This window comes from Bradyrhizobium arachidis, from assembly GCF_015291705.1.
Classification (GTDB): domain Bacteria; phylum Pseudomonadota; class Alphaproteobacteria; order Rhizobiales; family Xanthobacteraceae; genus Bradyrhizobium; species Bradyrhizobium arachidis.
This window is the reverse complement of the sequence record NZ_CP030050.1, coordinates 8,412,784-8,435,692: the sequence shown is the minus strand read 5'-3', so window position 1 is coordinate 8,435,692 and position 22,909 is coordinate 8,412,784. Positions and strand designations below refer to the sequence as shown.

Below are 22,909 nucleotides of genomic sequence, written 5' to 3'. Positions count from 1 at the left end.
AGGCTGTCCGGTCCGATTTTTCTGCGACTCAGGGACCGATCCGCTCGATGAGCGGACCGTCTTCGCCGATGGCGCGGAAACGGTAGAAGCGGACGCCGTCCTGCAGATAGTTGAATTTCTGGCGTGCGAGCTGGAAGAATTTCTCGTCACACGTCGAGACGATGAATTGGCGGGTGCCGAAGTCCGACTTCAGCAGACCCATGATCAGGTCCAGCAGCGCATAGATGTTGAGATCGTCGAAATGCGTGACGGGATCATCGAGAAAGACCGGCGCCAGCGCCGACCAGTTTTGTCCGCTGCAGGCCGTCAGGAAGAGACCGAGCTGCAATGTTTGCTTTTGAGACTCGCTGAAATAGTCGACGGGCCGCAGCTCCACACCATGCCGCTTGACCGTGACCGAAATCTCGGACTTGCGGTGTATGATCTCGACGTCGTCGAAGCCGTAGACCGATCGAAGCCGTCGCTGAATGACCGACGTCCGCGGGCCGTATTGGCGCGTGAAGTTGGCGATGGCCGCGGCCTGTTCTTCGGACAGAATCTTCTCAATCGCTGCGAAGTATTCCCGCCAGGGCTTGCGCGTGTCCCGCGATGCTTTCTTCTCGGCGACGAGTTTTTCTTTCGCCGCAATGGTTGCTTCAAGTCGGGCGAGCGCGGCGGCGGTCGTTGCTGCATCAAGGCCGATTTCGGCACTTGCAACACGTTGATGTAGCGCGCGCAGGCGGGCAAGCGCCTGCGTCTCTTCACCCAGTTTTCCCATCAATTCCTGTTCGTCGGAATCTTCCGGCAAATCGGCGTCGGCAAGCCGCGCTACGATGGCCTTGCGTGCTTGTTCGTTCTCGTTGGCGCGCGTGCGAAGGATTGGGAGCTGGCCTGTGAGTTCCGCGATGATGCGTGCCTCCGCATCGAGCAGTCCCTGTAGCCTGGTCTGCTCCTTTGTTGCGGTATCGTGAGATTGGCGAAGCTCGTCGAGCAGTCCCGAGCGATCTTGCTCCGCCTCATTCAACTCATCATCGCTCGAATCCAGCGTCACGCCGCTCAAGCGCGGGTCGCTACGCAATGTCGTCAGCCCTCTGCGTATTCGCTCCAGTTCAGTATTCACCGTGGTCCTCGCCGACTCTTGCTGGGCGACTGACTTGGTGAGTGCGTCGAGGGCGGCCTTCGCCGCGTCGGCGGCATCCGCGGCCGCCTTCACGGCAGCATTGCTGTCTTCGATATCCTTGCGTGCTTCGGTGGAATTGGCCGCGATCTGTCGGGTTAGCTCAGTCAAACCTGCAGATGCATTCAAGCCGAGGCCATCTGCAGTGTTCGTCCAGGCATTGATCTCGCGATCACGCGTGATGCGATCGTTCGCGAGTTGCGTCAATTGCGCTTGAGCGGACTTTTGGGCCTCACGATTTCCTGCCAGCTTGCGGGTGATTTCCCGGATACGCTGCCGCAGCTCGGCAAGTTCGGTGCGTGCCGTCCCCGCGCTATCGAGCGTCATCTGATCCTGGATGTGACGGACCAGCTCATCTTGGCTTCCGTGATCGAAGCCGCACAGAGGGCAGTTGCCGTCCGCGATATGTTTTTGCAGCTGGGAAAGTAATTGCCGAAGCTCGGACTGGCTGCGATCGGCATCAGCGATCACCCGTTCGAGCGCTGCCTGCTGCGGGGCGTTCGAATCCAATTGCGCTTGAAGCGCTGGCTCTGCTGCGCGCAGCCCCCGCAAAGTCTCGTTCAGGGTCGCTTCCTGCCGCCTGATTTCGGCGAGACGGTCGGTGCTCGCCTTCCACGGCCCCAAAGCGGCACGAAGTGCTTCCAGATCGACGAAACGTTTTCTCGCCGCAGCCTGCCATTCAACGGACGTCGCGAGCTGATTGGATTTTTGCTGCAGTTCGGTTGAGGCGGTTGCCGACCGGTTGCGGTCAGCGGCGATTGCAATCGTCGCCTGATTGAGCCGTCCGGTTTGTGCATTGAGCGAGTTGAGCGCGCTCGCGTAGCCCGGGCGCTGATCGCGCACCCATTTGAGATTGTCGAGCGCAGATTGTGCTTGCCGGATCTGGGCGGCTAAACGAACGGTCGATCGACCGCGAACGAGCGGTGTGCTGCACCGGCAACCACGGTGTCGGGGTTGATCTGGACGAACGAGTGAATGCACGCGCCCCTCTCGCGGAAATACGTGTCGCGGAAAGGGTTCAACAGCTGGCTGCCCCGGAACTGTTGACCGCCCTTCGCGACCGTCGGCCGCGAAGCCAATTCCTTAAACAGCGTTTGTTGTGTGAAGACCACGCTGGTGCCGCCGTAGTCTGCGGATCGGCCGGGGACGGGCTTGCCTGCGCTATTGGCGAACACGAGGCATGTGCGGTCTCGCCGGACATTCGGAACGATCGTTCCGTCGAAGAAAGACGCTACTTCTCCCATGAACGTTGGGTGCGACGGCGCCGTGTTGCATTGAATCACGAACATCCATGAAAGCGACAGCTCGCCCTCGCCAGCTTGCAGGCCGAGATCATCGAGCGCCCATCGCCACGACCGCTTGGCGCCGATCGTGGCGATCCAGTCGAAGCAGATCAGCGATGAAAAGCGGTACTTCTGGCCATTGGACAAACTTCCCTTGAAGGAAAAGATTGATTTGCCGCGGTACATACTTTGATAGGAGATAGTCTGCTCTTGCCAGGCTGGCCAAAGCTTTGGCTGCAGCCAGCGCTCGACCGTTCCATCTTGGGCCTTCGTCCAGATGACCGCGCAGTTGATCCATTCGCCGTCGCCGATTTGGTCTAGCGCGTTATGCGCGGTGTCGAGGTGGCTATCCGCGCGACCGGCCAGGCTTGCGAAATCGGCCTTCAAGAGCGCATCTACCCCGCCGATGACGATCGTTCCGGTAGGCCACTGCTGGTCCGCGAGCGCGGCGTCGATCAGGTCGACGCCATCGATGCCTGGGATGCTGTATTCCGGGAAGATCGTGAAATGTGTTTTCTCGGCGTGATGCGGGGCGGCCCGCGAGACGTTCAGCGTCGCGGTCAGGTTGGCCAGGAGTTCGGGTTTGCGGGCGGCGACGGTCCTGTAGGGTTCCTGTTGCGTCAACGTCAGATGAGGTTGGGCGATCACCATGCCCACACGATCATGCGGCAGCAGGATGCCCCGCTCGGTTAGGTCTACGCGTGAGACGTGGATCATGGCGGAACGAACTTGCAGGAAGGCGTCGAAGTGTTGGATTTCGACTTGGTTGGACCACGAGAATTGGCTCCGCCAGCAAGCTGTGGCCGCCGCTCCTACAACTTATAAGCTAGGCGGTAACCCGCACAAGAGCGTTGCTTAGGGTGCCGCGCACCCCCGTCACGGGTGGCCGACGAACGCCACCCTCGATCGATGCCTGCCTGATTCCCGAGACCTGCTACATCTAGGGAGGAAACAATCGAACGGAAGAGCGACCGGACCCAAGTCTTGCTGCGTCGGGTTGGAGTTGCGCCCCTAACTAGCCGAAATATTGAATATTTTGGTGATTTGGCTGGCGCAAAGGTTTGCTTAGCGAACCCTTCGGACGTGATCATACTGGTCCGAGCGCGGCGGCGGCGGAGCCGTTGGCGGGGATTGGGCTGACGGCGGCGAGTTTGAGGTGCTGCTTCCGCAGCGAGATTTCGAGGAGGTGTGGCAAGCCCTGATAGTGAACCTTGAACTTGGCGCGGAGCACTTGCGCCTGCCGTCGTCCGTGGCCGAGGCTACCGAGGAAATAGCCGCTGGAGTTTCCGCTTTGGCGACCTCCGGATCAACGACGGGGCGTTTGCGGCAGACCACGGGCGTGAATACTGGCGTCGCGAGAGGTAGCGCCCCTTCGCAAGCGCGTACGGCAAGCGCGGTGAAATGCCGCATTAGGATCGAGGCCCTCTTGGGCCGGGACGCGGCTTCGCGGCCCGGTGCACGAGAACCCCGACACGCGCCAGCGGACGCGCCTTGAAGCCAATCGCAGGAAACGTACTTAATGTGCGATCCGGTTCGCAGAATCGAAGGAGTGGTGTTGCGTGATAATTTTCTGATCGTGGCAGTCGGGCATCCCAAGGGAGATCGGCCGCTTCTTCGTGCGCGACGCGTTGCGCGAAGCTTTTCAAGCGCTAAGGACCGACCAGGAACTGCTGGAGCCCGTCGAGCGCGATGCCGCGTCGCGCCTTGCGATGGACTCAGACCGGCAGGGCGTGCCGGGAAGCCCGGATCTTGCGGCAACAATCTTCGAGAAGAGCGAGCAGGCCGAGGTGTTCCTGGCCGACGTGACCCTTGTCGGCGAAACACCCGACGGCAAGAAGCTCATCAATTCCAACGTCGCGATCGAATACGGGCATGCGAACCGCGCGCTCGGTGCGCGGCGCGTGCTGATGGTGCAGAACCTTTATTACGGCGATGGTGACGCGTTGCCGTTCGATCTGCGGCAAAAATCCTGGCCGTTGAACTATACGCTCGCGCCCGGTGCCTCGAAGGCGGAGATCAAGGCGGAGCGCGACAAGCTGAAGGCCCAGTTCGTCGCGGCGCTCCGCCCCTATCTCGCCATGGCCGCGGCCGCGGCGCCGGAGCATGTCCCGACGCCCACGAGCCTCACCAAGGCCGTGTTCTTCCAGCCGGGCGAGATCCTCGCAGAGAACCATGCGCCGGCGCCGGATGCGATCGATTACCGGTTCAGCCAGCGGCACGCACTCTATCTGCGCCTGATGCCGGTACGGGCACGCGCGGCAGACCTCAAACTCCCCCGGCTTTACGATGATGTCCTGAACCGGCGCGTCGATCTGCTCCTGCGCAATCTCTATATGGGCGTCGGCGACCGCAACGCGTATGGCGCGATCATCTACGAGCCACACGGCACGGCGACCGAGCCCCGCGCCTTCACGCAAGTTTTTCCAACCGGCGAGTTCTGGGCCGTGACCACGGAGATGTTCGTCCATCACCAGGGCGACGATCTGATCCCGACCACAAATGTGCAGAACATCTTTGGTCGCGTGCTGGAGAATTTCGTGGGACTGTCCAATAGCTACGGCAACGGCACGCGGCTGCGCGTGATCATGGGCGGCGTCGGCTTGCGCGGAAAACGCCTCGGCATCGGCCGGCATCAGATCAGCCAGCCGATCCAGGTCGATGAACGGCAGGTCGCGGTGGAGTTGCCGACGGGATCACAGGACGAACGCGACGCTGCCATCGCGGCGTGGTTGGCCGAGCTTTATGACATTGCCGCCGTGCGTCACGGAGACGAGGAATAGCCGGCACGAACCCGCGACCGGTTGACGCCCGACAGGGCTCTAACTTGTCGCGGCGAAGCCTGATCCATGCGATGATGTGAAGATTCGTCCCCTGTCTTCGTGATGCCATGGATTTTTCTGCCGCGCTCGAACGCATCCACGACCACATCGAGAATGACCGCGTTGAAAACGCGGTCATGGCTTGCCTGCGCGTCGCGCGCGCAAGCAAGGATTCCTTGTTCGCCTCCATTTTCCTTCGCGAGCTTTACCCCAGCAAGAACGAGATCGCGCGGGCGCTCTTCACGGAGACGCAGCACCTCAACGATGAGGCCAAGAAATTCATCTTCGAGCGGTCGCTGGAGCGTTTTCTCGAGTTGCACACGATCGAGGGCGTCGATCCAGATACAAGCAAGGCTGAGGGCGACCGCGCCAACGTCCTGATGGCCGCGGCGGGCGAGATCGAGTCCGAGATCAAGCGTTGGCAGGACACGCTGGCCGACCTCGTTCCACCACCCGGCCTGTCGCAGTACGACATGGCGGAGTTCACGGCCAGCGCCATGGAGCAGAAAGGGATCGTGCGCACGCGGCTTGCCGGGCTGCATACGATCAAGGCCCGTCTCAAGACCCGCTGCCTCAACTACGCGCTGGAGATCGAACGCCAGCTCGAAGCAGGACGGCAACAGGACAACTTCCTGCACAGCGTACAGGGGGAAGTGCACAATTACTTCAAGGGCCGGTCCGACGACGTCGTGCAGAAGTTGATCAAGGCGAGCCAACTGGCCGCCTCGAAGGATGGCGAGGATTGTGCGCTGGTGCTGACCGAGGTGCGCCGCGCGATGAAGGGGGCAGCCGATCTATTCTGGCCGGTCACGAGCGAGGAGCCGGTCACTTGTGCGGATGGGCAACAGCGCAAGCTCGGCGATCAGCAATACCTCAACCGGCTGCAGGAATTCATGCGGGTCAAGCTGCGCAATTCCAGCGCGCGGGATCTGCTGATGGCCGAGCTCGACCATCTGGACGTCTTCTTCCGTCGGCTCAACGACCTAGCCTCCAAGGGGGTCCATGCCGAGGTCACTGTGGCCGAAGCGCGCCAAGGCCTGGTCAGTCTTTATTTCTTCCTGTCGAACGTGATCCGGCACCTCGTCTCGGCCGAGCCGCAGACAGCCTGAGGGCTTCCCCGCGGGGCAGGGCTCGCCCTACTATCTTAAGGCATGGGCATGTGGAACTGGCTGACCGGATCTAAGGATGCGCCGCGTGGCGATGCGGACGAAGAGGATTTCGACTTCGGCAATACGATCCATATCGCCTCGCATGATTTCATCGGTCTGCGTGCGCGCTCGCCGAACGGGCGGTTCACGCTCGCCTGGGCCGATGGCGGTCCCGATCAATCGCGTTTCGGGCGTTATCTCCTGCTCGATGGCAAACGGGTGATTGTCGAGGGCCGGATGCCGCGCCCCAATGATGGGGTGGTGACCGATGCCGGCGTCTTCATTCTAAATGACTGGGGCGGGTTGGAGACACTTAGCGGGACCTTCCATGCGTTCGGCGCCGATGGGAACACATTGGTGTCACGCCATTTCATGGCCAACCTCTTCAACAACGGCATCTCGGCCGACGGTCGCTTCGCGGCCTGCCAGACCGCCAACGCACCGGGCACTGATGGCAACCGGCTCACCGTGTTCGATCTTGAAGCTGGTCGGGAGATTGGCGGCTTCCAGCCGGAATCGGGATGGGCCAAGGACTATGCGTTCTTTCCCGAGACCCGGCGTATCCGCCTTCTCTACCACGACGGTGGCGCGTTCGATTACGACTTCGAGGGCGCGTTCGTTGACCGGACGAAGTGGCTGGCATTCGGTCTCACGCAAGGCAACATCTTCGTCATCGAGACCCTGATCGCGGAGATGGATGGCAAGCCGAGCCCCGAACTTGCCAGCCAGGTGTTGCCCGCGATCGACATCGCGCTCGGCAAACTTCGCGTCGACGATAATCGCACTCGGGCGCGGCTGCTGCGATCGCGCGGCACCTGCCTCGAGGCGCTCGCCGACCTCAGGGAGGCACTGGCCTGCTACGACGAAGCGCTATCACTCGATCCCAAGGTCGGCGTGAAACGCAGGGCCGACGCTTTGCGCAAGGTCGTTTAGCAACAGCCCGCCTTAGATCCAGTTCAGTGTGGGTAATCGCAGTCGGGCTCGGCCACACGGCGTGATTATGTTGGCGGCCGGATCGAGTCTTCCTTGACGCCGCGGGCGACGACTCGGAGGCTCCTGTCCGGAAGCGGCCGCTGCAGCTTCAGGGCCTCGTCTGGAGAAGCCGTCATCCAGGCCTCTACCTCGTCCGGCGTCGTCAGGATCACCGGCATTGCCTTCGGGTGGATGGCACCGACCTCAGCGTTCGCCTCTGTTGTGAGGAACGCGAAGAGGTCGTTGGTCGTCTCACCTTCCTTGACCTTCCGAACGGACGTCCAGTTGGTCCAAATACCGGCGAAGCAGGCGAGGGGACGGGTCTCATCGAGCGCGAACCAGATGTCGCCGCCCTCGGCCTTGTTGAACTCGCTGAACGAGTTGAACGGCACCACACAGCGGTTTTCAGTTCCCAGCCATCTCATCCAGTGCTTGCTTTTCACGTTGCGGACGTTGGTCGTTCCGCCGTCCGGCTCCATTCTGAGCAATTCCTTGAAATCGACTGTCTTGCCTTTGGCCTGCAGTTTCTCGGCTCGCTTCTTCGTGGCGTCCATCAGCGCCTTTGATGACGATGGCATCCCCCATCGCGCCATAGCGAGCTCGCGGCCGTCGGCTCCGTTGCGCACGATCGGCGCCTTGTAGTCGGGAAACACCCCGGGCATCGGCGCCAGATTGCCGACGTATCGGTTCACGACACGGAACAGCGCGCTGATCGCGGCTTGGTTTGTCGTGATCGAATAAAGATTGCAGATGTGGACGGCCCCCCACTTGTCAGGATGGTAGCAGACTTTTGACCTGATCGCTTGCTATCAGATGTCCGGCCTGTTTGCGCGGACAAAGTCCGCTGGCCAAGATGGTGTTCGCTACGCACGCTCCAAGCACATAGGCGACCTTGATGATGCCAGTGTAATCTACGGAAGCTCGCGCGTATCGACCGATCGGTCCTTCCATCTACTGCGTCCTGCAAGTTCGTGGGCTATCCGCCGAGCAACCTCGCTCGCGGTGCCGATTTCAGATCAGACGGGCATGGCGGCTACCGGTCGGTTGTATACTCCGCCCGATATCATCAATCGCCAGGCGATACGGGCGAACTTGTTAGCCAAGGCCACCGCCACCAATTTCGGCGGCTTTCGCTCCAGTAGCGATGCAAGCCAGGGTGTCGGCTTATGACGGCCCTTTCGAATGTGCCTTAGCAGCGCGGTCGCTCCGACAATCAACGTCGATCGGAGCACTGAATCTCCGGCCTTTGTGATACCGCCATGTCTTTGCCGGCCGCCAGTTGAATGATCCTTGGGCGTCAGTCCAAGCCAAGCCGCAAAGTCACGGCCTGACCTGAACGTCTCCGGCGGCGGCGCCTTCATGCTTAGCATGGACGACCCAATCGGACCGACGCCGGGAATCGTCGCGATACGCCTGCTGACGTCATCTTCGCGATGCCACTTCATCAGCTTGGCCTCGATCTTTGCCAGGCGAGCTTCGACTGCGGCATATTCCTCCGCCTGGAGGCGGAAGAGATCCCGCGCCATTTCCGGCAGGCTGTCATCCTCGAGCACCCGCTTGATAAGTGCGGTGACGTTCTGCCGACCGGCGGGGCCGACGATGCCAAACTCAGCTGCATAGCTCCTGAAAGCATTGGAGAGCTGCGACTTCACGCTGACTAGGCGTTCCCTCACGGTCATCAACATGCAGGCCGCTTGCCGTTCCTTCGATTTCACCGGTACAAACCGCATACTCGGCCGGGTGACCGCCTCGCACAAGGCCTCGGCGTCAGCCGCGTCGTTCTTGCCGCGCTTCACGTAAGCCTTCACATATTGAGGTGGGATTAGCTTCACCTCGTGACCGAATGACTGCAGCAGTCGCGCCCAATGGTGCGAGCTGCCGCAGGACTCGATGGCGACGAGAACCGGCGGAAGCCGCTCGAAGTAGCGGATCATCTCGGCTCGCCGAAACTGGCGGCGGACAACCACCACCTCGTTCTCGTCAACACCGTGAAGCTGGAAAACCGACTTAGAAGTATCCATGCCGATACGAACGGGAATGTTCATCAGACTTCCTCTCATCTAGCTGTGACGCCGAGAGCGCCATAGAACCGTGGGGATGAGAGGCCGTCCACACCAGCACATCGGTCAGGATTCGGTTCGAGGGTGGCGCGGCTGCCAAGCCAGTTGTAGCAGAGTCGCGGAAGGACGCCGGCCCGCCTTGGCGCATTTGAGGCAGCGCAGCCGGCTGGCGAGATCGTGCACGAAGGTGGTCGGCGGGTGCTTCATCGCCGCGAGATCCACGTCGCTCGGCGTCTTGCAGCGCGCGCACCTGATCTCCAGCCAGGGGAAGCCTCCGTTCACGGCTTGATCGATGGTCGGCGACGGATCGATCGGTTCACCGTCACTCCACATCCGCTCGTTCCAGCTTTCGCAAAGCAGTCTGTCGGCTTGCTGGATCATCGCCTCGCCTTTGGCCCGCATCTCCGCCGATTGGGTGGCCAGGATGTTAGCCATCGCCCGTGCCTTGCCGAGCTCTTTTGCCAGAGCCTTGCGATCGCCGCCCGACAGGGGCGTAGGGTGATACTTCGGGGCCATCCGGACATCCAGGCGCAAAGAGATCGGATCGGCAAATCCAGAGCGACTACGGCGTCTCGAACGCTGGCCAGCATCCGTCTTCTTCATGCCTGCCGGTGCGCTGCTAGCAGGTGTTGTCGAGCAGCCGCTGCGCAACGTCCTTCCAGAGCGCGTTGGCGCCATACAATCGGACAGCATCGGCCGTCTGGATTTCCACGGTCCGTTGGCAACGGCGGCAGGAGATGCGGAGCACGTGGCGCTGAATTTCGGAGAGACGTCGCTGCCGTATCTGGGCCTCGGTCGTGCCGGCGCGAGGGTCTTTGAGGACGGAGTCCCAGTATCCGGCTGGAAGCGGCGCATCCGGAGCCGCAGGGGAGGGGCTCGGCCTACGGACGGCTTCAGCGGCCAGCTTTTCCATCTGCTTCGGGGTCGGCATGCGCCAGCTCGCAGGTCGGTCGGTCATTTCTCGATTAGAACATAAAGTGAACAAAAGTCGAGTCCGTCCAAGGGCCTAGGTGAGAAAAATCGGCCTGTTGGATCGGTCGCGGTGTCGGAACCAAGGCGCTTCGTTCGTCTTGAATCCGGCATCAGTAATGGAGTTCCCCCGCGATGGCCCCCCGCGCCAACTGGAAAGGCTTCCTTCGTCTTTCCCTCGTCACCTGTCCGGTCGCGCTCTATCCGGCCACCTCGGAATCCGAAAAGGTCTCGTTCAACCAGCTGAACCGGAAGACTGGCCATCGGATCAAGTACGCCAAGGTCGACGCCGACACCGGCGAGGAGGTCGACAACGAGGACATCGTCAAGGGCTACAAGGTTGATACCGATACCTTCATCGAGGTGACCAAGGAGGAGCTTGAGAACGTCGCGCTGGAATCGACGCGCACCATCGAGATCGACGAGTTCGTCGACCGCAGCGAGATCGATCCGCGATATCTCATACGCCCCTACTACCTGCGTCCCGATGGCAAAGTCGGGCACGATGCCTTTGCCGTCATTCGGGAAACCATCCGCGAGATGAACAAGGTCGCAATCGGCCGTGTGGTGCTGACCAATCGCGAGCACATCATCGCGCTCGAGCCTCTCGACAAGGGGCTGATGGGGACGCTGCTGCGCTATCCCTACGAAGTCCGTTCCGCGGATGAATATTTCGACGATATCCAGGACGTCAAAGTCACCAAGGACATGCTTGATCTCGCCAAGCACATCGTCAATCAGAAGGCGGGCCATTTCGAGCCGGACAAGTTCGAAGACCAGTACGAAACCGCCCTCATCGATCTCATTAATCAGAAGCGCGCCGGCAAGCCCATCACAGCGAAAGCGCGTCCTCGAGGTGAGAACGTCGTGGACCTGATGGACGCGCTGCGCAAGAGCATCGGACGAGACGCGACGGGCCCGACAGAGGCGCCGAAGAAGACAGCCAAGAAGCCGCGCAAGGCGGCGGCCGGGCAGAAGGAAATGCTGATGCCAATCACCGGGAAAAAAACGGCGAAGGAGAGCGCGGCGAAAAAGCCCGCCGCAAAGCCGCAGCGAAAGTCGGCCTAGGCTATGGTGAAGCACCGGTCACGCCAGACGGTCACTCCTTCGCCATCCGCGCAGGCTCTGGCGGATGGTAAATCCCATCTCGACGAGGTCGCGTGAGACTATCGCGCTGACCGGCAGAAAGGCGACAGCCGCGAGGCCGAACCAACGGCGCATAGAGCCGTCAACCTCGCGATTTGCAATGAGAAGGGACACTTTGCGCGCTGCAGGCCGCGCCACTGCGGAAGTTTATCAAGTTGCGTGATTTGCTGGGGAGAGTGTTTGGGCAGCGTAGTCTTTCAGCCTAATCAGTTCGGTTTTGGGGGCTTCGGCCAGAGAGGCGATCCATTGGGGGCGAGACGCAGCTATGGGTGCAGTGCACCGTCCGCAAAGTTTAACATGCTTGAATCCCCAACCGGGCGAAACCGCGGTAGAATTAGATTTTCCCTTAAGGGGGCAGCTTATGTTCGACACGGCAACCACCGCGCTTTTGCGCGCGGTTTTGGATGAAGTCTGTGAAAGCGTCTCGCACCGCGAGATCGGGGCACGTACCCACGTCGCGTCGAAAATCCTAGAGGCTGCGACGAGAGGCGAGATTTCTCCCGAAGGTCTCAAACAGATTGGTCGCGACGCCCTCTCGCACGCGCCGACGATGTGGCGCTGATCGCGGAGCGGACGTGAACTTTCAAGTCACCGTCCTGAAGATTTTGGTAGCTTATCCGGACGGCTTTGCCGTGATGGAGGACCTCAAGAGGGATATGGCCATCCTGGCAACGAGTGGCCGCGACTGGGCGGACCGGACCAGGCGCCTCGCGGCCAGAGTGCCCGACCTCGACATCTTCTCACAAGGACTGGTCGAACGGATAAGCGGAGGATGGAAGATCACGTCCAAAGGACGGGCGTTGCTCGAATTGATGGAAGCGCGGCCAACGGCCTTGGAAAGGGCCGAGGCGCCTCCAGTTGTGGAGACGAGTGCGACCTCGCCGGCGCCTGTTCCTCCGCTGCGGCAGCCCACCGATCGTGCCAAGCGACGGCGCGAAAGACGTGAACGTCGACGCGAGGCGCGCGAACGGGCAAGAGCAAACGCCTCTTGAGGTAGCGACTGAGGGAAGAAAGATCCGCCATATGGGAGCAGCGGTTTGATAGTCCCGGACTGTCGATTTGCCTCCCCAGCCCCAAGCGTACCGCCGTTACCTTGTTTGCGGCCATGCCGGCCCCGATCTACTCGGGACGGCGACTGAGCACGGGGTCCTTCTACCGAGCCTGCGAGCGACAATATAGCGAGCAAATGGAGGCCGAACCCGCGCGAGAGAGCTGGCCGGGGTCCTTTTGAGAGGCCGTTGCGCGGTCGGTGAGGCGGTATAGCTAGTTCAGACAATCGCCATAAAGTTCACTGACATGCTCCCCAACAGTCAATCTTCACGAAGGCCGTAATGTCCCAGTACTCACTCGATGTATTGCGTCAGCGCTACGTCGTCGAGAAAAGGCCGCTCGAGGCCAGCGTCGAGCAGATCTTGCGGGCCGACATCCGCGCCGGAGCGCGTGCCATCCTGGCTTCAATCGACAAGAGGCGATTCGACAATAGGTCCGAAGGGCAGCGCCTCCGCAAGATGCTCCGCTTCGAGACCTCTCTGTGGGAAACAGGCCATCATGCCGTGGCAGGGGTGGATGAGGCCGGAATGAGCCCTCTCGCCGGGCCGGTCTCCGCAGGTGCCGTGATCCTGAAACTCGGCACGCGAATAGTCGGGATTGACGACTCGAAAAAACTCGACGCCGCGGCTCGCGAAGAACTCGCGAAGGAAATCAAGGAAAAGGCGGAGAGTTGGTATGTGGCGTTCGTCGAGGTCGAGGAGATCGACGCGATCAATATCTATTGGGCGGGCATCCAGGCTATGCAGCGTGCGGTCCGGGGGCTGGGACTGCCACCGCAGCACTTGCTGATCGATGCGAAACGGTTGAAGGAAATTGACATCCCTCAGCAGGCCATCATCAAGGGTGACGCCAAGTCCGCCAGCATCGCCGCCGCCTCCATCCTCGCGAAAGTCGAGCGCGACAAAATCATGCGGACGCTCGACGTGCGTCACCCAGGCTACGGATTCGCGGATCACAAGGGCTACCCCGTGCCGGCTCATTATGAGGCGCTCGCCAGACTTGGCGCATGCGCGGCTCACCGGCGGTCGTTCGGACCGGTGCGTAAGGCTCTCGGGTTGCCGCCCTTGCCGCCATGGCCTTCGGCATCCGAGCGCGACGCCGTCTGAACAGGTCTACGCTTCGTCTCGGCGGCGCTATTTTCGCGACAACTTCTTTTCGCGTACGACGTCCTTCGCGTTTTTGTCCGACCGCAGCCCGAGATAGACCGGTTGGCGCAGCTCTCCCTTGCTGGTCCACTCCGCGAACTTCACTTCTGCGACCAACGCAGGACGCACCCAGGTCGTGACCTGCTCATCCTTCACCTTGGCGGGAAAGGGCGACTTGGCCGTCTTGAGCTTCAGGAGCTTGCCGTGAAGCTGTTCGAGAACCTGGTGGCTGAAACCGGTGCCGACATGGCCGATGTATCGCCATGCGTCGTCCTCTCGTACGGCCAGAACTAGGGCGCCGAAGAAGGGCCGGGTCCGCCTCGGTGCCGTGAACCCGGCGATCACGACCTCCTGCCGCTGCGCGGTCTTGACCTTCAGCCAATCGGCGGTCCGGCGTCCGGACGCGTAGGGGCTGTCGGCGCGCTTGGCCATGATGCCTTCGAGATGCCTTCGCTCAGCTTCTGCGAAGAACTCGGATCCCTTGCCTTTGCGGTGCTTGCTGAACGCAATCAGCTTGTGGCGCGGCAGGATGCTCTTTAGCCGCTTCTTGCGCTCGAGAAGCGGCAGCGCGCGCAGATCCTCACCGTCCGCGAACATGAGGTCGAACGCGCAGTACAAGAGCTTGGCTTCATGGCGCAGGGCGTTCTGGAGCAGTTGGAAATGGGAGACGCCGTCTTTGCCGATCGCGACGAGCTCGCCATCGATCACGGCGTCCGCCTTCACGCCCTCTAGCGCCTTCGCGACCTCGATATAGGAGTGGCTGATGATCTTCCCGTTACGGCTGTAGAGCGCAACCTTGCCTCGCCGGATTTCCGCGATCATCCGGAAACCATCGAATTTGTCCTCGAAAACCCAGCCGGGATCGTCGAACGGCGCGTCGGTGAGCGTAGCGAGCGTCGGCTGCAGGCGCTTGGGCAGGGTCGACGTCCGGCTCATTCGAGGCCAATCCTTAAGAGCACGTTGCGAAATGCATGGACGTCCTTCAAGGATTAGGGAACGCTTCGGGGCCGCGTCGTGTTCCGCAGGCTCCGTGGCATGCGACGTTGACGCTCGATTAAGGAGGGCAGATCAGACCGATGGCGAGAAAACTGAAAACCTTTCAGACTTCGCTGGGCTTCTTCGATCTTGCGATTGCCGCTCCCTCCATGAAGGCGGCCCTCGAAGCCTGGGGCGCCGACAGCAATCTCTTTCATCAGGGCGCGGCGAAGGAAAGCGACGATCCGGACGTCATCGAGGCGACTATGGATGCGCCGGGCGTCGTTCTGAAGAGACCCGTCGGCTCCAACGGGCCATTCAGGGAGCATGCGGAGTTACCTACCGACCTTGCCAGCGGCAGCTCAAAGAAGACAGGCCGCCGTCAACCACGGAAGCCTTCCAAGCGGGCCCACAACGATGCGGCCGACCGGAAGGCTGCACTTGCTTTCGAGAAGGAGCAGCAGCGGCGGGAGCGCGAACGTGCCAAGGAAGAGGCCGCCCGGCAGAAGGAACGCGAGCGACGGCAGCTCGCCGTCGACAAGGCGCAAGGTGTCTTGGACGCGGCCCGTCGCAAGCACGAAGAAAAGGCGGCTGACATCCAACAACAGCTCAAGGTTCTTGAGGAGCTCGCGCAGGACGAGGAAGCACGTTGGGAAAAGGAGAAGGCCCGGTTGGAAGCCGCGTTACGACGAGCGCGAGGTTAGTTCTCGAAGTGTGACCATCCCGAGTCTCAGGAAATGCGCCTGCTTTGCCGCCGAGATCGGAAATCGCCATTCTAAACTGCCAGGTATCCAGTCTTAGCCGTTGCGCTCTTCCCGCAAGATGCGTTTAAGATCATCCTCGAAGATCTTCTGCGTTGTTTCGAAGAGAGCCAGGAGCTTCAGAGCTTCTGCGGGGTTTGCACCGCCATTGCTGACCATCCGTTGCTGCCTTTCGACGATCTGACGTCCTTTGGCAACATGGTGACGGGCAAGGATGACACGTTCAGGATCATGGGACATTGGTGGCTCCTGCTGCAGGCGGGAGCGCGATTGGTCTCCTCAGCCACCGGTGCCCGCGGCCACTGCCTTTTCCGGTGATGACCAGATCATACTCCGTTTCGCGAATTCGGACACTGTCCAATTCGAGCTGGACAATGTTGAATGGCGCGTCTCGAGCAGGCATGCTCAGACTGGGCAATCGCTTGTAACTATCGGTCGGAAGCCGCCCGCGCTGCGGACTCATTGACCTTCGCGCGGTCCCGCCTGTTCTCCGGAGACAGCTCCATCACCGCTCGATGGAGCTCCGCAGGGATCGTTAGCGGACTATCGAGCGGCTTTTCCGCCCACTCCCAGAAGCGGTCAAAGGCGTCCATTACAGATCCTCCCGAAGCCCCCTGAAAAACGGGTGGCGAACCTTTCCCTCGGCCGACTTCGCCCGATACTCGATCTCGGCCAGAAGCTTGGGTTCGACCCAGATGCCCTTGTGACCGATGCGCTTCGTATAAGGCTGGGTCTTTCGGACGAGGGGTTTAAGCCGTTTCTGCAGATCGGCGGCGGAGGCCTTGTCGAAGCCATGGTCGACTTTGCCGGCGTAGACCAGATCGTCGCCCTTGCGCCGGCCGACGTAGATGCCGTCCCACTTCGTCCCATCGAGTGCGAAGCCGGCAATGGTCAACGTCTCACGCTGTACGCAGGTCTTTTTGACCCAATCATTCGTGCGTCCCGTTGGATAGGCGCTGCCCCGGACCTTCGAGACGACGCCTTCGAGGCCGAGCTTGCAGGCGTGCGCGAACATCTCGCGGCCGTCCATCTCGAAGCTTTCGCTGAACTGGATGTCGGTGCCGCTTAGAATCTTCTTGAGTTCGGCTTTGCGCTGAAAGAGCGGCAGCTTCCGGATATCTCGGCCGTTCAGATAGAGCAGATCGAACGCGACGAGCACGATGCTCTTCGACTTGCCCTTGAGCTCGTTCTGCAGCACCGAGAAGTCGGTCGTGCCGTCGGCGGCCGGTACCACGATCTCGCCATCCACTACTGCCGAGTTCGCCTTGATCCGCCAGGCGTCATGAGCGACCTTCTTGAAGCGATGCGTCCAATCGTGGCCGCGCCGGGTGAAGATCTTCGCCGTCTCGTTGGCCAGATGGACCTGAACTCGGTAGCCGTCGAACTTGATCTCGTGAATCCAGCGCTCTCCGGACGGCACCTTTTCGATGGAGGTGGCCAGGCCCGGTTCGATGAAGCCGGGGAGAGGCGCCTTGACGCCGATGGCTGCCGGCTTTTTGCGCTGAAACGCCACTGAAGAACTCCACGCTACAGCCGATTCAAATTGGCACAGTTCGAATCGTTCCGGAACCTGCGAATCCTTGTCGCGTTGCTTCGATGTCACAACAGGAGGCACCCATGGCGGTAGCGAAGAAGAGCAAAACGGCGCGCGGACGAAAGCAGGACCGGGCACGGGTGGCCGGCGGGCAGGACTACGAGGTGCAGTACGAGGTGAAGAAGACCGGAAGGTCGGCACCGGCGGTGAAAAAGGCTGTCAAGAAGGTCGGCAACGCGCGCAAGCGCGTGGAGAAACGGCTAGGCCGCTGACTCGGAGACGGGCTGGCGTCGATGTTTAGCGTCGGTCCTCCTCGTCAGGACGGCATTCTGGGCAGGTATCACCAATCGAGTCCAGCATGTCGCGAACCGCGGCCTCCGCTGCTTGAGGGGAGACGTCTGCTGGCGGGTCCTGACGGGCGATATTGAAGGCGCGCTCCCGTGCATGCGGATCGGCGCGGTCTTGCATCCAACCGTGCTCCTCGCACTCGCGGATGGCGCCGGCTTCGTTCAGCACGTTGATCGCCCAACCGCGCAGGGTGCGGATCGCCGGCCATCTATGCTTGGTCATCAGCATTGAAAGGTTCTCCCACGCTGAGACGAATCGTTTTGTGCCGCAGGCGTTCCCCATCGCTAACACACGACTGGGATTCGGGATCGTGGGATCTCGTGGTTTTTCGAAGGCTGAATTTTCAGCTTGGCGAGGTGCTAGGGTGGGCAAGAACGAACTGAAGAAACCATTTTTCCAATACTTCAGACGTCCGAGCTCAGGTGGTTGCTCCTTATCCGATTAGCGCGTGCGGCTATCGCCGCACCGGGCTCTCGTGTTGGGGTGGACGGCCCCCTTCCGCCGGTGTGCGTGGCAGGATGGGGTCGTCGATGACCTCAAAACGAAGGAGCCGTCCGTGGCAATTGTTCGAATCGGTTTGGACACGTCAAAAAGCGTATTTCAGCTACACGGCGTTGACGGGATGGAGCAACCAGTCTTGCGGCGCAAGTTGAGGCGCGGCCAGGTTCTGGAATTCTTCCGTCGTTTGCCGCCAGCGTTTGTCGCGATGGAAGCTTGTGGCGCGTCGCATTATTGGGCGCGGGAGCTACGATCGCTCGGACATGAGGTCGCGATGATCCCGCCACAATATGTCAAGCCGTATGTGCAGCGAGGGAAATCCGACGCTGCGGACGCGGAGGCGATTTGCGAGGCGGCAAGCCGACCAAAACTGCGCAAGAACTTCGTGCCGGTCAAAAGTCCTGAGCAGCAGGGCGCGCAGATGCTGACGCGCGTGCGGGCTCAGTTCATCAGTAGGCGCACCCAGCTCGCCAATTCGATCCGCGGCTACGCCGCTGAGTTCGGCTTTACCGCGCCCAAGGGGCTTTCGAGGCTTCCGCAATTGCTGATCGATATCAAGGCTGATGCGACAGTCCCGGACCTGGCGATAGAGTTGATAGAGGCGTTGGCTGCAGAACTGGCGCGCGTCGATGATCAGGTCGTTACTCTCGATAAGAAACTCGCGCAAATCCATCGGAGCAACGAGATGAGCCGAAGACTGGCAACCATTCCAGGAATTGGGCCAATCGGTGCGACGCTGCTGTCAATCAAGGTCGTGGATGCCCGCGGGTTCAAATCGGCAAGAAACTTTGCTGCTTGGCTTGGCCTGACGCCAAAAAATCATTCCACGGCCGGCAAGAATCGACTCGGTGTCATCACGCGCGCCGGTGACGGCATGTTGCGAACCGTCTTGGTAGCTGGCGCGACAGCCGTGATCGCGGATGTGCGACGACGCGGGAGCCGCTCTTGGCCCTGGCTGACAGACATCATCACGCGCAAGCCGCCGAAGCTGGTGGCGATAGCGTTAGCAAACAAGCTGGCGCGGATAGCTTGGAAACTGATGGTTACCGGCGAACGGTACCGGGCTGCGAGCGCGGTGCCGATCCCATCGCCGACATAGACTTTGAACGACAAGCAGAGCTTTGCGCCAGACGGCTAGATCTGACGCTGAGGCCGGAACTTGCAGGAAAGGAAGAGGTGGTACGTTCGGCGCGAGCCGGTCATGTGAGACACTCCGCTCGGTTTACCGGCAGCAAATGCCGCTCTCGTGTTTGGAACTCACTGTCCGCGAAGCCCATCTTGGCCAAGGGTCGTAAGATCCGAAAACAGGCCGGACATATGAGCGCAAGCGATCCGAACATGCTGACCGATCCAATCCTTGCAAGTCGGGGGCCGTCCACATATGAACCGAGCCGCGCAGCGTCTCGGCCTTGCGGCTTCGATCCCTCGCGCTAGAGCTTTGGTGCTCCTCGCCGGGGGCACTCGGGAAAGGGGCTCGCCTGCGGCGATCGCTATCACTGCCCCGTTCCCGGGTGCCGCTATTGAACCGGTCTCGTCGCTGCACTCGGACCGCGTGCCCCTTCGGGTCGCTATGCTCACGCTCTCCGGGTGCCATTTTCCGTTGCGGCGATGCGCCCTTGGGCGCACGCCTGATCGCGAATGAGGCCCTCGGTAGATGGCGCAAGGGCTGAGAGTAAGAGTGCAGGCTGGTTCTTTCCGTGACGGGTTAGAAGTTGCGAGAGAGGCTCGCGGCGCCCGTCGCGGAGACCCGCGATGTCAAACACTACTGCTCGGGCGCGCGCCGGCCAGGACCGGGCAACCCTCTATAACGAAATTACCGACAAGATCATTGCCGAGCTTGAGGCCGGACGCGTCCCCTGGGTTCAGCCCTGGGGTACGTCCGCGGCGAAAGCGCCGCTGGCCATGCCGAAAAACGCGTTGGCCAACCGGCAATACAGCGGCGTTAACATCCTCATACTCTGGGGCGCCGTGATTGAGCGCGGATTTTCCGGTCAAAGTTGGCTCACCTTCCGCCAGGCGCTCTCGCTTGGCGGCCACGTTCGAAAGGGAGAGCTCGGCACCACAGTTGTCTACGCGGATCGTTTCGTGCCGAATGACGAAAGACGACGCGCCGCTGAAACTGGCGAAGACGCGCAGGCGATTCCATTCCTCAAACGATTTACCGTTTTCAACTCCGATCAGTGCGAAGATCTGCCCGACGGCATTGCCACCGCTGCGCCGCCACCGCCGGCTGGCCTCATCGAACCCACGGTCGACGCCCTGATCAAGGCCAGCGGAATTCCGTTTCGGATCGGTGGAGATCGCGCATTCTACGCAACAGCCGAAGACTATGTTCAGGTCCCACCGCCGCAGGCCTACTTCGAACCCATCAATTGGCACCGCACGGCGTTGCATGAGCTCGGTCATGCGACCGGGCATCCCTCGCGTCTCAACCGCGACCAGAGCGGATCCTACGGTACGAAGAAATATGCCTTCGAAGAACTGGTTGCCGAGTTGAGCTCCGCATTCAGCTGCGCCTCGCTCGGGATCGTCCCGACCGTGCGCCATGCCGACTATATCGGCTCCTGGCTTGAAGTTCTGCGCGAAGACGTCAGGGCCATCGTGCGGGCCGCCTCGCAGGCGAGCAAGGCTGCGGACTATTTGCTCGGCTTCGTACCCGGGTCCATTGAGCCCGCGTCGCTGGATTCCGCTGTGGCCGATCATGAGGCGGCGTGATGCTCCGCCTCGTGGCCGCGCGAGAGTGAGAGGAGGGAAGGCTGTTCGCGACGGGTTGGAAGCCGAGAGAGAGTCTCACGGCCGCCCGTCGTGGAGAGCCAAAATGACGAAAGCCGTACAAAAGATCACGCTGTCGCCTTCCCGGGACATTCCCTTCAATAAGCTCGTGCTCAGCCAGTCGAACGTTCGCCGCGTCAAGGCCGGTGTCTCGATCGAGCAGCTAGCCGAGAGCATCGCGCAGCGTACGCTTCTGCAAAGTCTGAGCGTCCGGGCCGTCGTTGATGCAGATGGCCACGAGACCGGCATGTTCGAGGTGCCGGCAGGCGGCAGGCGCTATCGGGCTCTCGAGCTCCTGGTGAAACAGAAGCGGATGTCCAAGACGCAGGCGGTGCCGTGCGTCGTCCGTGAAGGGGGCATCGCCGCGGACGATTCGGTGGCGGAGAACGACGAGCGGGTCGGTCTGCACCCGCTCGATCAGTTTCGGGCTTTCCAGACCCTCCGCGACCTCGGCATGAGCGAGGAAGACATCGCCGCGCGCCATTTCGTGAACCCGGCGATCGTGAAGCAGCGCCTGCGCCTGGCGTCGATCTCGCCGAAATTGCATGACGTCTATGCCGAAGACGGCATGACGCTCGAGCAGCTCATGGCGTTCTCGGTCACGGCCGATCACGCCCGCCAGGAGCAAGTCTGGGAGAACGTCAGCCGTTCCGGTTATGACGAGCCATACCAGATCCGCCGACTGCTCACTGAGAACACCGTGCGCGGGTCCGATCGCCGGGCGCAGTTTGTGGGCCTCGATGCCTATCAGCACGCGGGCGGCGGAGTTCTGCGGGATTTGTTCGAGCACGACGACGGCGGCTGGCTTCAGGACGTCGTGTTGCTCGACCGCCTCGTGACCGAAAAGCTCAAAGCCGAAGCTGAGACGATCGCGGCCGAAGGCTGGAAGTGGATCTCGGTCGCCGTAGAGTTCTCTTACGGTCACACTCAAGGGCTACGAGAAATCGAGGGCAAACCTGTCGATCTCTCGCCTGAGGAGCAGGCCACCATCGATGCCCTGAACGCCGAGCAAGCCAAGCTGGAAACCGATTATCAGGATCCAGACGAGCTGCCCGACGAAATCGACCAGCGTCTCGGCGAAATCGAGGCGGCACTGTCGGCATTCGAAAACCGGCCGATGCTCTACGATCCGATCGAGATCGCCCGCGCTGGCGTCTTCATCAGCATCGATTCCGAGGGGCGCCTCTCCGTGGACCGAGGTTACGTCCGGCCAGAGGACGATGTGCCGGCAACTGATTGTGACTTCGGGCAGGACGCCGGTGCGTTGTCGACCGAAGGTCAAGAAGAGGGCGCTTCCGTCCAGCGCAGGGTGATCGCTGTCGCGGGAAGTGCTCCCGATGCTGAAGAAGATGATGAGGATGCGGCCAGGCCTCTGCCGGATCGGCTCATCAACGAGCTGACAGCGCATCGCACGCTTGCATTGCGGGATGCGTTGGCAGAAAATCCTGCGATCGCGTTCCAGGCGGTGCTGCATAATTTCGTGCTGTCGGCTTTTTACCGGTTCGCGTCATCCGGAAGCTGTCTCGAGATCGGCCTTCGCACGCCGAACTTTCCAACTCAAGCTCCGGGGCTGAGAGAAAGCGTCTCCGCCAAGGCCGTCGAGGCGCGGCATGAGGCCTGGAAGGCACGGTTGCCGAAGAGCGAGAACGATCTCTGGGATGCGCTGACGGCTCTCGATGGTGGTTCACAGGCGTCGCTGTTCGCCCATTGTGCATCATTTGCGGTCAATGCCGTCTATGAGCCGGCCAACCGCTACAATCAGGGCCGTGTCTCCGCTCACGGTGTCCGCACGCGTCTCGACCAAGCGGATGTGCTGGCGCGCGCGGTCGGGCTTAACATGGTGCAGGCTGGCTGGCGGCCGACCGTCGACAACTATCTCGGGCGGGTCACCAAGCCGCGCATTCTGGAGGCCGTGCGGGAAGCCAAGGGCGAGCCGTCGGCGCAACTGATCGACCATCTGAAGAAGGCTGCCATGGCCAAGGAGGCCGAGCGCCTTCTGGACGGCTCAGGCTGGTTGCCGGAGCCGCTACGTCTCGTTGATCCCGATGCAGCGCCGGTGGGGCAGGAGGGCGAAGCAGGTCCGCTGCCGGAATTCCTCGCCGACGATGAGGATCTGGAGAACGCCGGCGATGATGACCCGCAACAGCTCGACGCGGCTGAGTGACACAAAGCGGGATGGCTTCGGCCATCCCGCAGTTGCCTGGGGACCGGTGTGCAGCGCCGGTCCCCATTTTTATGGGCGAGGGCTGAGAGGGAGAGCAGGGCCGGGAGGG

22 protein-coding genes are annotated in these 22,909 nt (G+C 61.4%); 12 read left to right on the top strand and 10 right to left on the bottom strand.

The features are described 5' to 3' along the window. Nucleotides 1–28: 28 nt before the first annotated feature. Both WN72_RS39795 and WN72_RS39790 read right to left on the bottom strand, forming a co-directional pair. Nucleotides 29–1,999 (bottom strand): hypothetical protein, encoded by a 1,971-nt coding sequence (locus tag WN72_RS39795; protein WP_092217687.1) that lies wholly within the window; start codon nucleotides 1,997–1,999, stop codon nucleotides 29–31. Between the two features lie 47 nt (nucleotides 2,000–2,046). Then, on the bottom strand, nucleotides 2,047–3,156 hold the full coding sequence (locus WN72_RS39790) for a hypothetical protein (RefSeq protein ID WP_143130692.1): 1,110 nt from the start codon (nucleotides 3,154–3,156) through the stop codon (nucleotides 2,047–2,049). Between the two features lie 899 nt (nucleotides 3,157–4,055). Here WN72_RS39790 and WN72_RS39785 point away from each other — a divergent pair. From WN72_RS39785 to WN72_RS39775, 3 genes are all read left to right on the top strand, one after another. Continuing rightward, nucleotides 4,056–5,219: a hypothetical protein gene (locus tag WN72_RS39785; RefSeq protein ID WP_092217691.1), complete on the top strand. Its 1,164-nt coding sequence runs from the start codon at nucleotides 4,056–4,058 to the stop codon at nucleotides 5,217–5,219. A 107-nt stretch (nucleotides 5,220–5,326) separates the two neighbouring features. Further along, nucleotides 5,327–6,367 carry a hypothetical protein gene (locus WN72_RS39780; RefSeq protein ID WP_092217693.1) on the top strand — a complete coding sequence of 347 codons (1,041 nt, stop codon included), beginning with the start codon at nucleotides 5,327–5,329 and terminating at the stop codon, nucleotides 6,365–6,367. A gap of 48 nt (nucleotides 6,368–6,415) precedes the next feature. Then, nucleotides 6,416–7,339: a tetratricopeptide repeat protein gene (locus WN72_RS39775; RefSeq protein ID WP_244553841.1), complete on the top strand. Its 924-nt coding sequence runs from the start codon at nucleotides 6,416–6,418 to the stop codon at nucleotides 7,337–7,339. 65 nt (nucleotides 7,340–7,404) lie between these two features. Here WN72_RS39775 and WN72_RS39770 read toward each other — a convergent pair whose 3' ends face one another. From WN72_RS39770 to WN72_RS39755, 4 genes are all read right to left on the bottom strand, one after another. Then, on the bottom strand, nucleotides 7,405–8,130 hold the full coding sequence (locus WN72_RS39770; RefSeq protein WP_092217696.1) for an SOS response-associated peptidase: 726 nt from the start codon (nucleotides 8,128–8,130) through the stop codon (nucleotides 7,405–7,407). A gap of 264 nt (nucleotides 8,131–8,394) precedes the next feature. Continuing rightward, the gene (locus tag WN72_RS39765; RefSeq protein WP_092217707.1) at nucleotides 8,395–9,423 is read right to left on the bottom strand and encodes an IS110 family RNA-guided transposase; all 1,029 of its coding nucleotides are present in this window, start codon (nucleotides 9,421–9,423) and stop codon (nucleotides 8,395–8,397) included. 81 nt (nucleotides 9,424–9,504) lie between these two features. Further along, nucleotides 9,505–9,954 carry a hypothetical protein gene (locus WN72_RS39760; protein WP_092220497.1) on the bottom strand — a complete coding sequence of 150 codons (450 nt, stop codon included), beginning with the start codon at nucleotides 9,952–9,954 and terminating at the stop codon, nucleotides 9,505–9,507. Between the two features lie 103 nt (nucleotides 9,955–10,057). Further along, the gene (locus tag WN72_RS39755) at nucleotides 10,058–10,369 is read right to left on the bottom strand and encodes a hypothetical protein (RefSeq protein WP_092220499.1); all 312 of its coding nucleotides are present in this window, start codon (nucleotides 10,367–10,369) and stop codon (nucleotides 10,058–10,060) included. A 173-nt stretch (nucleotides 10,370–10,542) separates the two neighbouring features. Here WN72_RS39755 and ku point away from each other — a divergent pair, with 173 nt between their 5' ends. From ku to rnhB, 4 genes are all read left to right on the top strand, one after another. Next, complete coding sequence (gene ku / locus WN72_RS39750; protein ID WP_092220502.1) at nucleotides 10,543–11,475, top strand: non-homologous end joining protein Ku; 933 nt, start codon at nucleotides 10,543–10,545, stop codon at nucleotides 11,473–11,475. A gap of 439 nt (nucleotides 11,476–11,914) precedes the next feature. Then, nucleotides 11,915–12,115, top strand: coding sequence for a hypothetical protein (locus WN72_RS39745; RefSeq protein WP_092220504.1), 201 nt, complete (start codon nucleotides 11,915–11,917; stop codon nucleotides 12,113–12,115). Nucleotides 12,116–12,128: 13 nt separating this feature from the next. Further along, the gene (locus WN72_RS39740; protein ID WP_092220506.1) at nucleotides 12,129–12,545 is read left to right on the top strand and encodes a hypothetical protein; all 417 of its coding nucleotides are present in this window, start codon (nucleotides 12,129–12,131) and stop codon (nucleotides 12,543–12,545) included. A gap of 339 nt (nucleotides 12,546–12,884) precedes the next feature. Further along, nucleotides 12,885–13,709 carry a ribonuclease HII gene (gene rnhB, locus WN72_RS39735; RefSeq protein ID WP_092220508.1) on the top strand — a complete coding sequence of 275 codons (825 nt, stop codon included), beginning with the start codon at nucleotides 12,885–12,887 and terminating at the stop codon, nucleotides 13,707–13,709. A gap of 27 nt (nucleotides 13,710–13,736) precedes the next feature. Here the strand turns inward: rnhB and ligD (WN72_RS39730) are convergent, their stop codons facing one another. After that, nucleotides 13,737–14,684, bottom strand: coding sequence for a non-homologous end-joining DNA ligase (gene ligD / locus WN72_RS39730; RefSeq protein WP_092220510.1), 948 nt, complete (start codon nucleotides 14,682–14,684; stop codon nucleotides 13,737–13,739). 140 nt (nucleotides 14,685–14,824) lie between these two features. On the opposite strand from ligD (WN72_RS39730), the gene WN72_RS39725 reads away from it, so the two are divergent. After that, a complete protein-coding gene (locus WN72_RS39725) occupies nucleotides 14,825–15,427 on the top strand; it encodes a cell envelope biogenesis protein TolA (RefSeq protein WP_092220513.1) in 603 nt (200 codons plus the stop codon). Nucleotides 15,428–15,520: 93 nt separating this feature from the next. Here the strand turns inward: WN72_RS39725 and WN72_RS39720 are convergent, their stop codons facing one another. Together WN72_RS39720 and ligD (WN72_RS39715) are read right to left on the bottom strand one after the other, a co-directional pair. Beyond that, on the bottom strand, nucleotides 15,521–15,724 hold the full coding sequence (locus WN72_RS39720) for a hypothetical protein (protein WP_143130851.1): 204 nt from the start codon (nucleotides 15,722–15,724) through the stop codon (nucleotides 15,521–15,523). 352 nt (nucleotides 15,725–16,076) lie between these two features. Next, entirely contained in the window at nucleotides 16,077–16,997 is a 921-nt protein-coding gene (ligD, locus tag WN72_RS39715) for a non-homologous end-joining DNA ligase (RefSeq protein ID WP_092220515.1), read from the bottom strand. A 104-nt stretch (nucleotides 16,998–17,101) separates the two neighbouring features. On the opposite strand from ligD (WN72_RS39715), the gene WN72_RS39710 reads away from it, so the two are divergent. Continuing rightward, nucleotides 17,102–17,290, top strand: coding sequence for a DUF3606 domain-containing protein (locus WN72_RS39710; protein WP_092220517.1), 189 nt, complete (start codon nucleotides 17,102–17,104; stop codon nucleotides 17,288–17,290). Nucleotides 17,291–17,315: 25 nt separating this feature from the next. On the opposite strand, the gene WN72_RS39705 is transcribed toward WN72_RS39710, so the two are convergent. Beyond that, nucleotides 17,316–17,594, bottom strand: coding sequence for a hypothetical protein (locus tag WN72_RS39705; protein ID WP_092220519.1), 279 nt, complete (start codon nucleotides 17,592–17,594; stop codon nucleotides 17,316–17,318). A 328-nt stretch (nucleotides 17,595–17,922) separates the two neighbouring features. On the opposite strand from WN72_RS39705, the gene WN72_RS39700 reads away from it, so the two are divergent. The 3 genes from WN72_RS39700 (at nucleotide 17,923) to WN72_RS39690 (ending at nucleotide 22,800) form a co-directional block, all read left to right on the top strand. After that, nucleotides 17,923–18,963 (top strand): IS110 family RNA-guided transposase, encoded by a 1,041-nt coding sequence (locus tag WN72_RS39700; RefSeq protein ID WP_092220551.1) that lies wholly within the window; start codon nucleotides 17,923–17,925, stop codon nucleotides 18,961–18,963. 653 nt (nucleotides 18,964–19,616) lie between these two features. Beyond that, nucleotides 19,617–20,579 (top strand): ArdC family protein, encoded by a 963-nt coding sequence (locus WN72_RS39695; RefSeq protein WP_092220521.1) that lies wholly within the window; start codon nucleotides 19,617–19,619, stop codon nucleotides 20,577–20,579. A 103-nt stretch (nucleotides 20,580–20,682) separates the two neighbouring features. After that, nucleotides 20,683–22,800: a ParB/RepB/Spo0J family partition protein gene (locus WN72_RS39690; protein ID WP_092220523.1), complete on the top strand. Its 2,118-nt coding sequence runs from the start codon at nucleotides 20,683–20,685 to the stop codon at nucleotides 22,798–22,800. The last annotated feature ends 109 nt before the right edge of the window (nucleotides 22,801–22,909 follow it).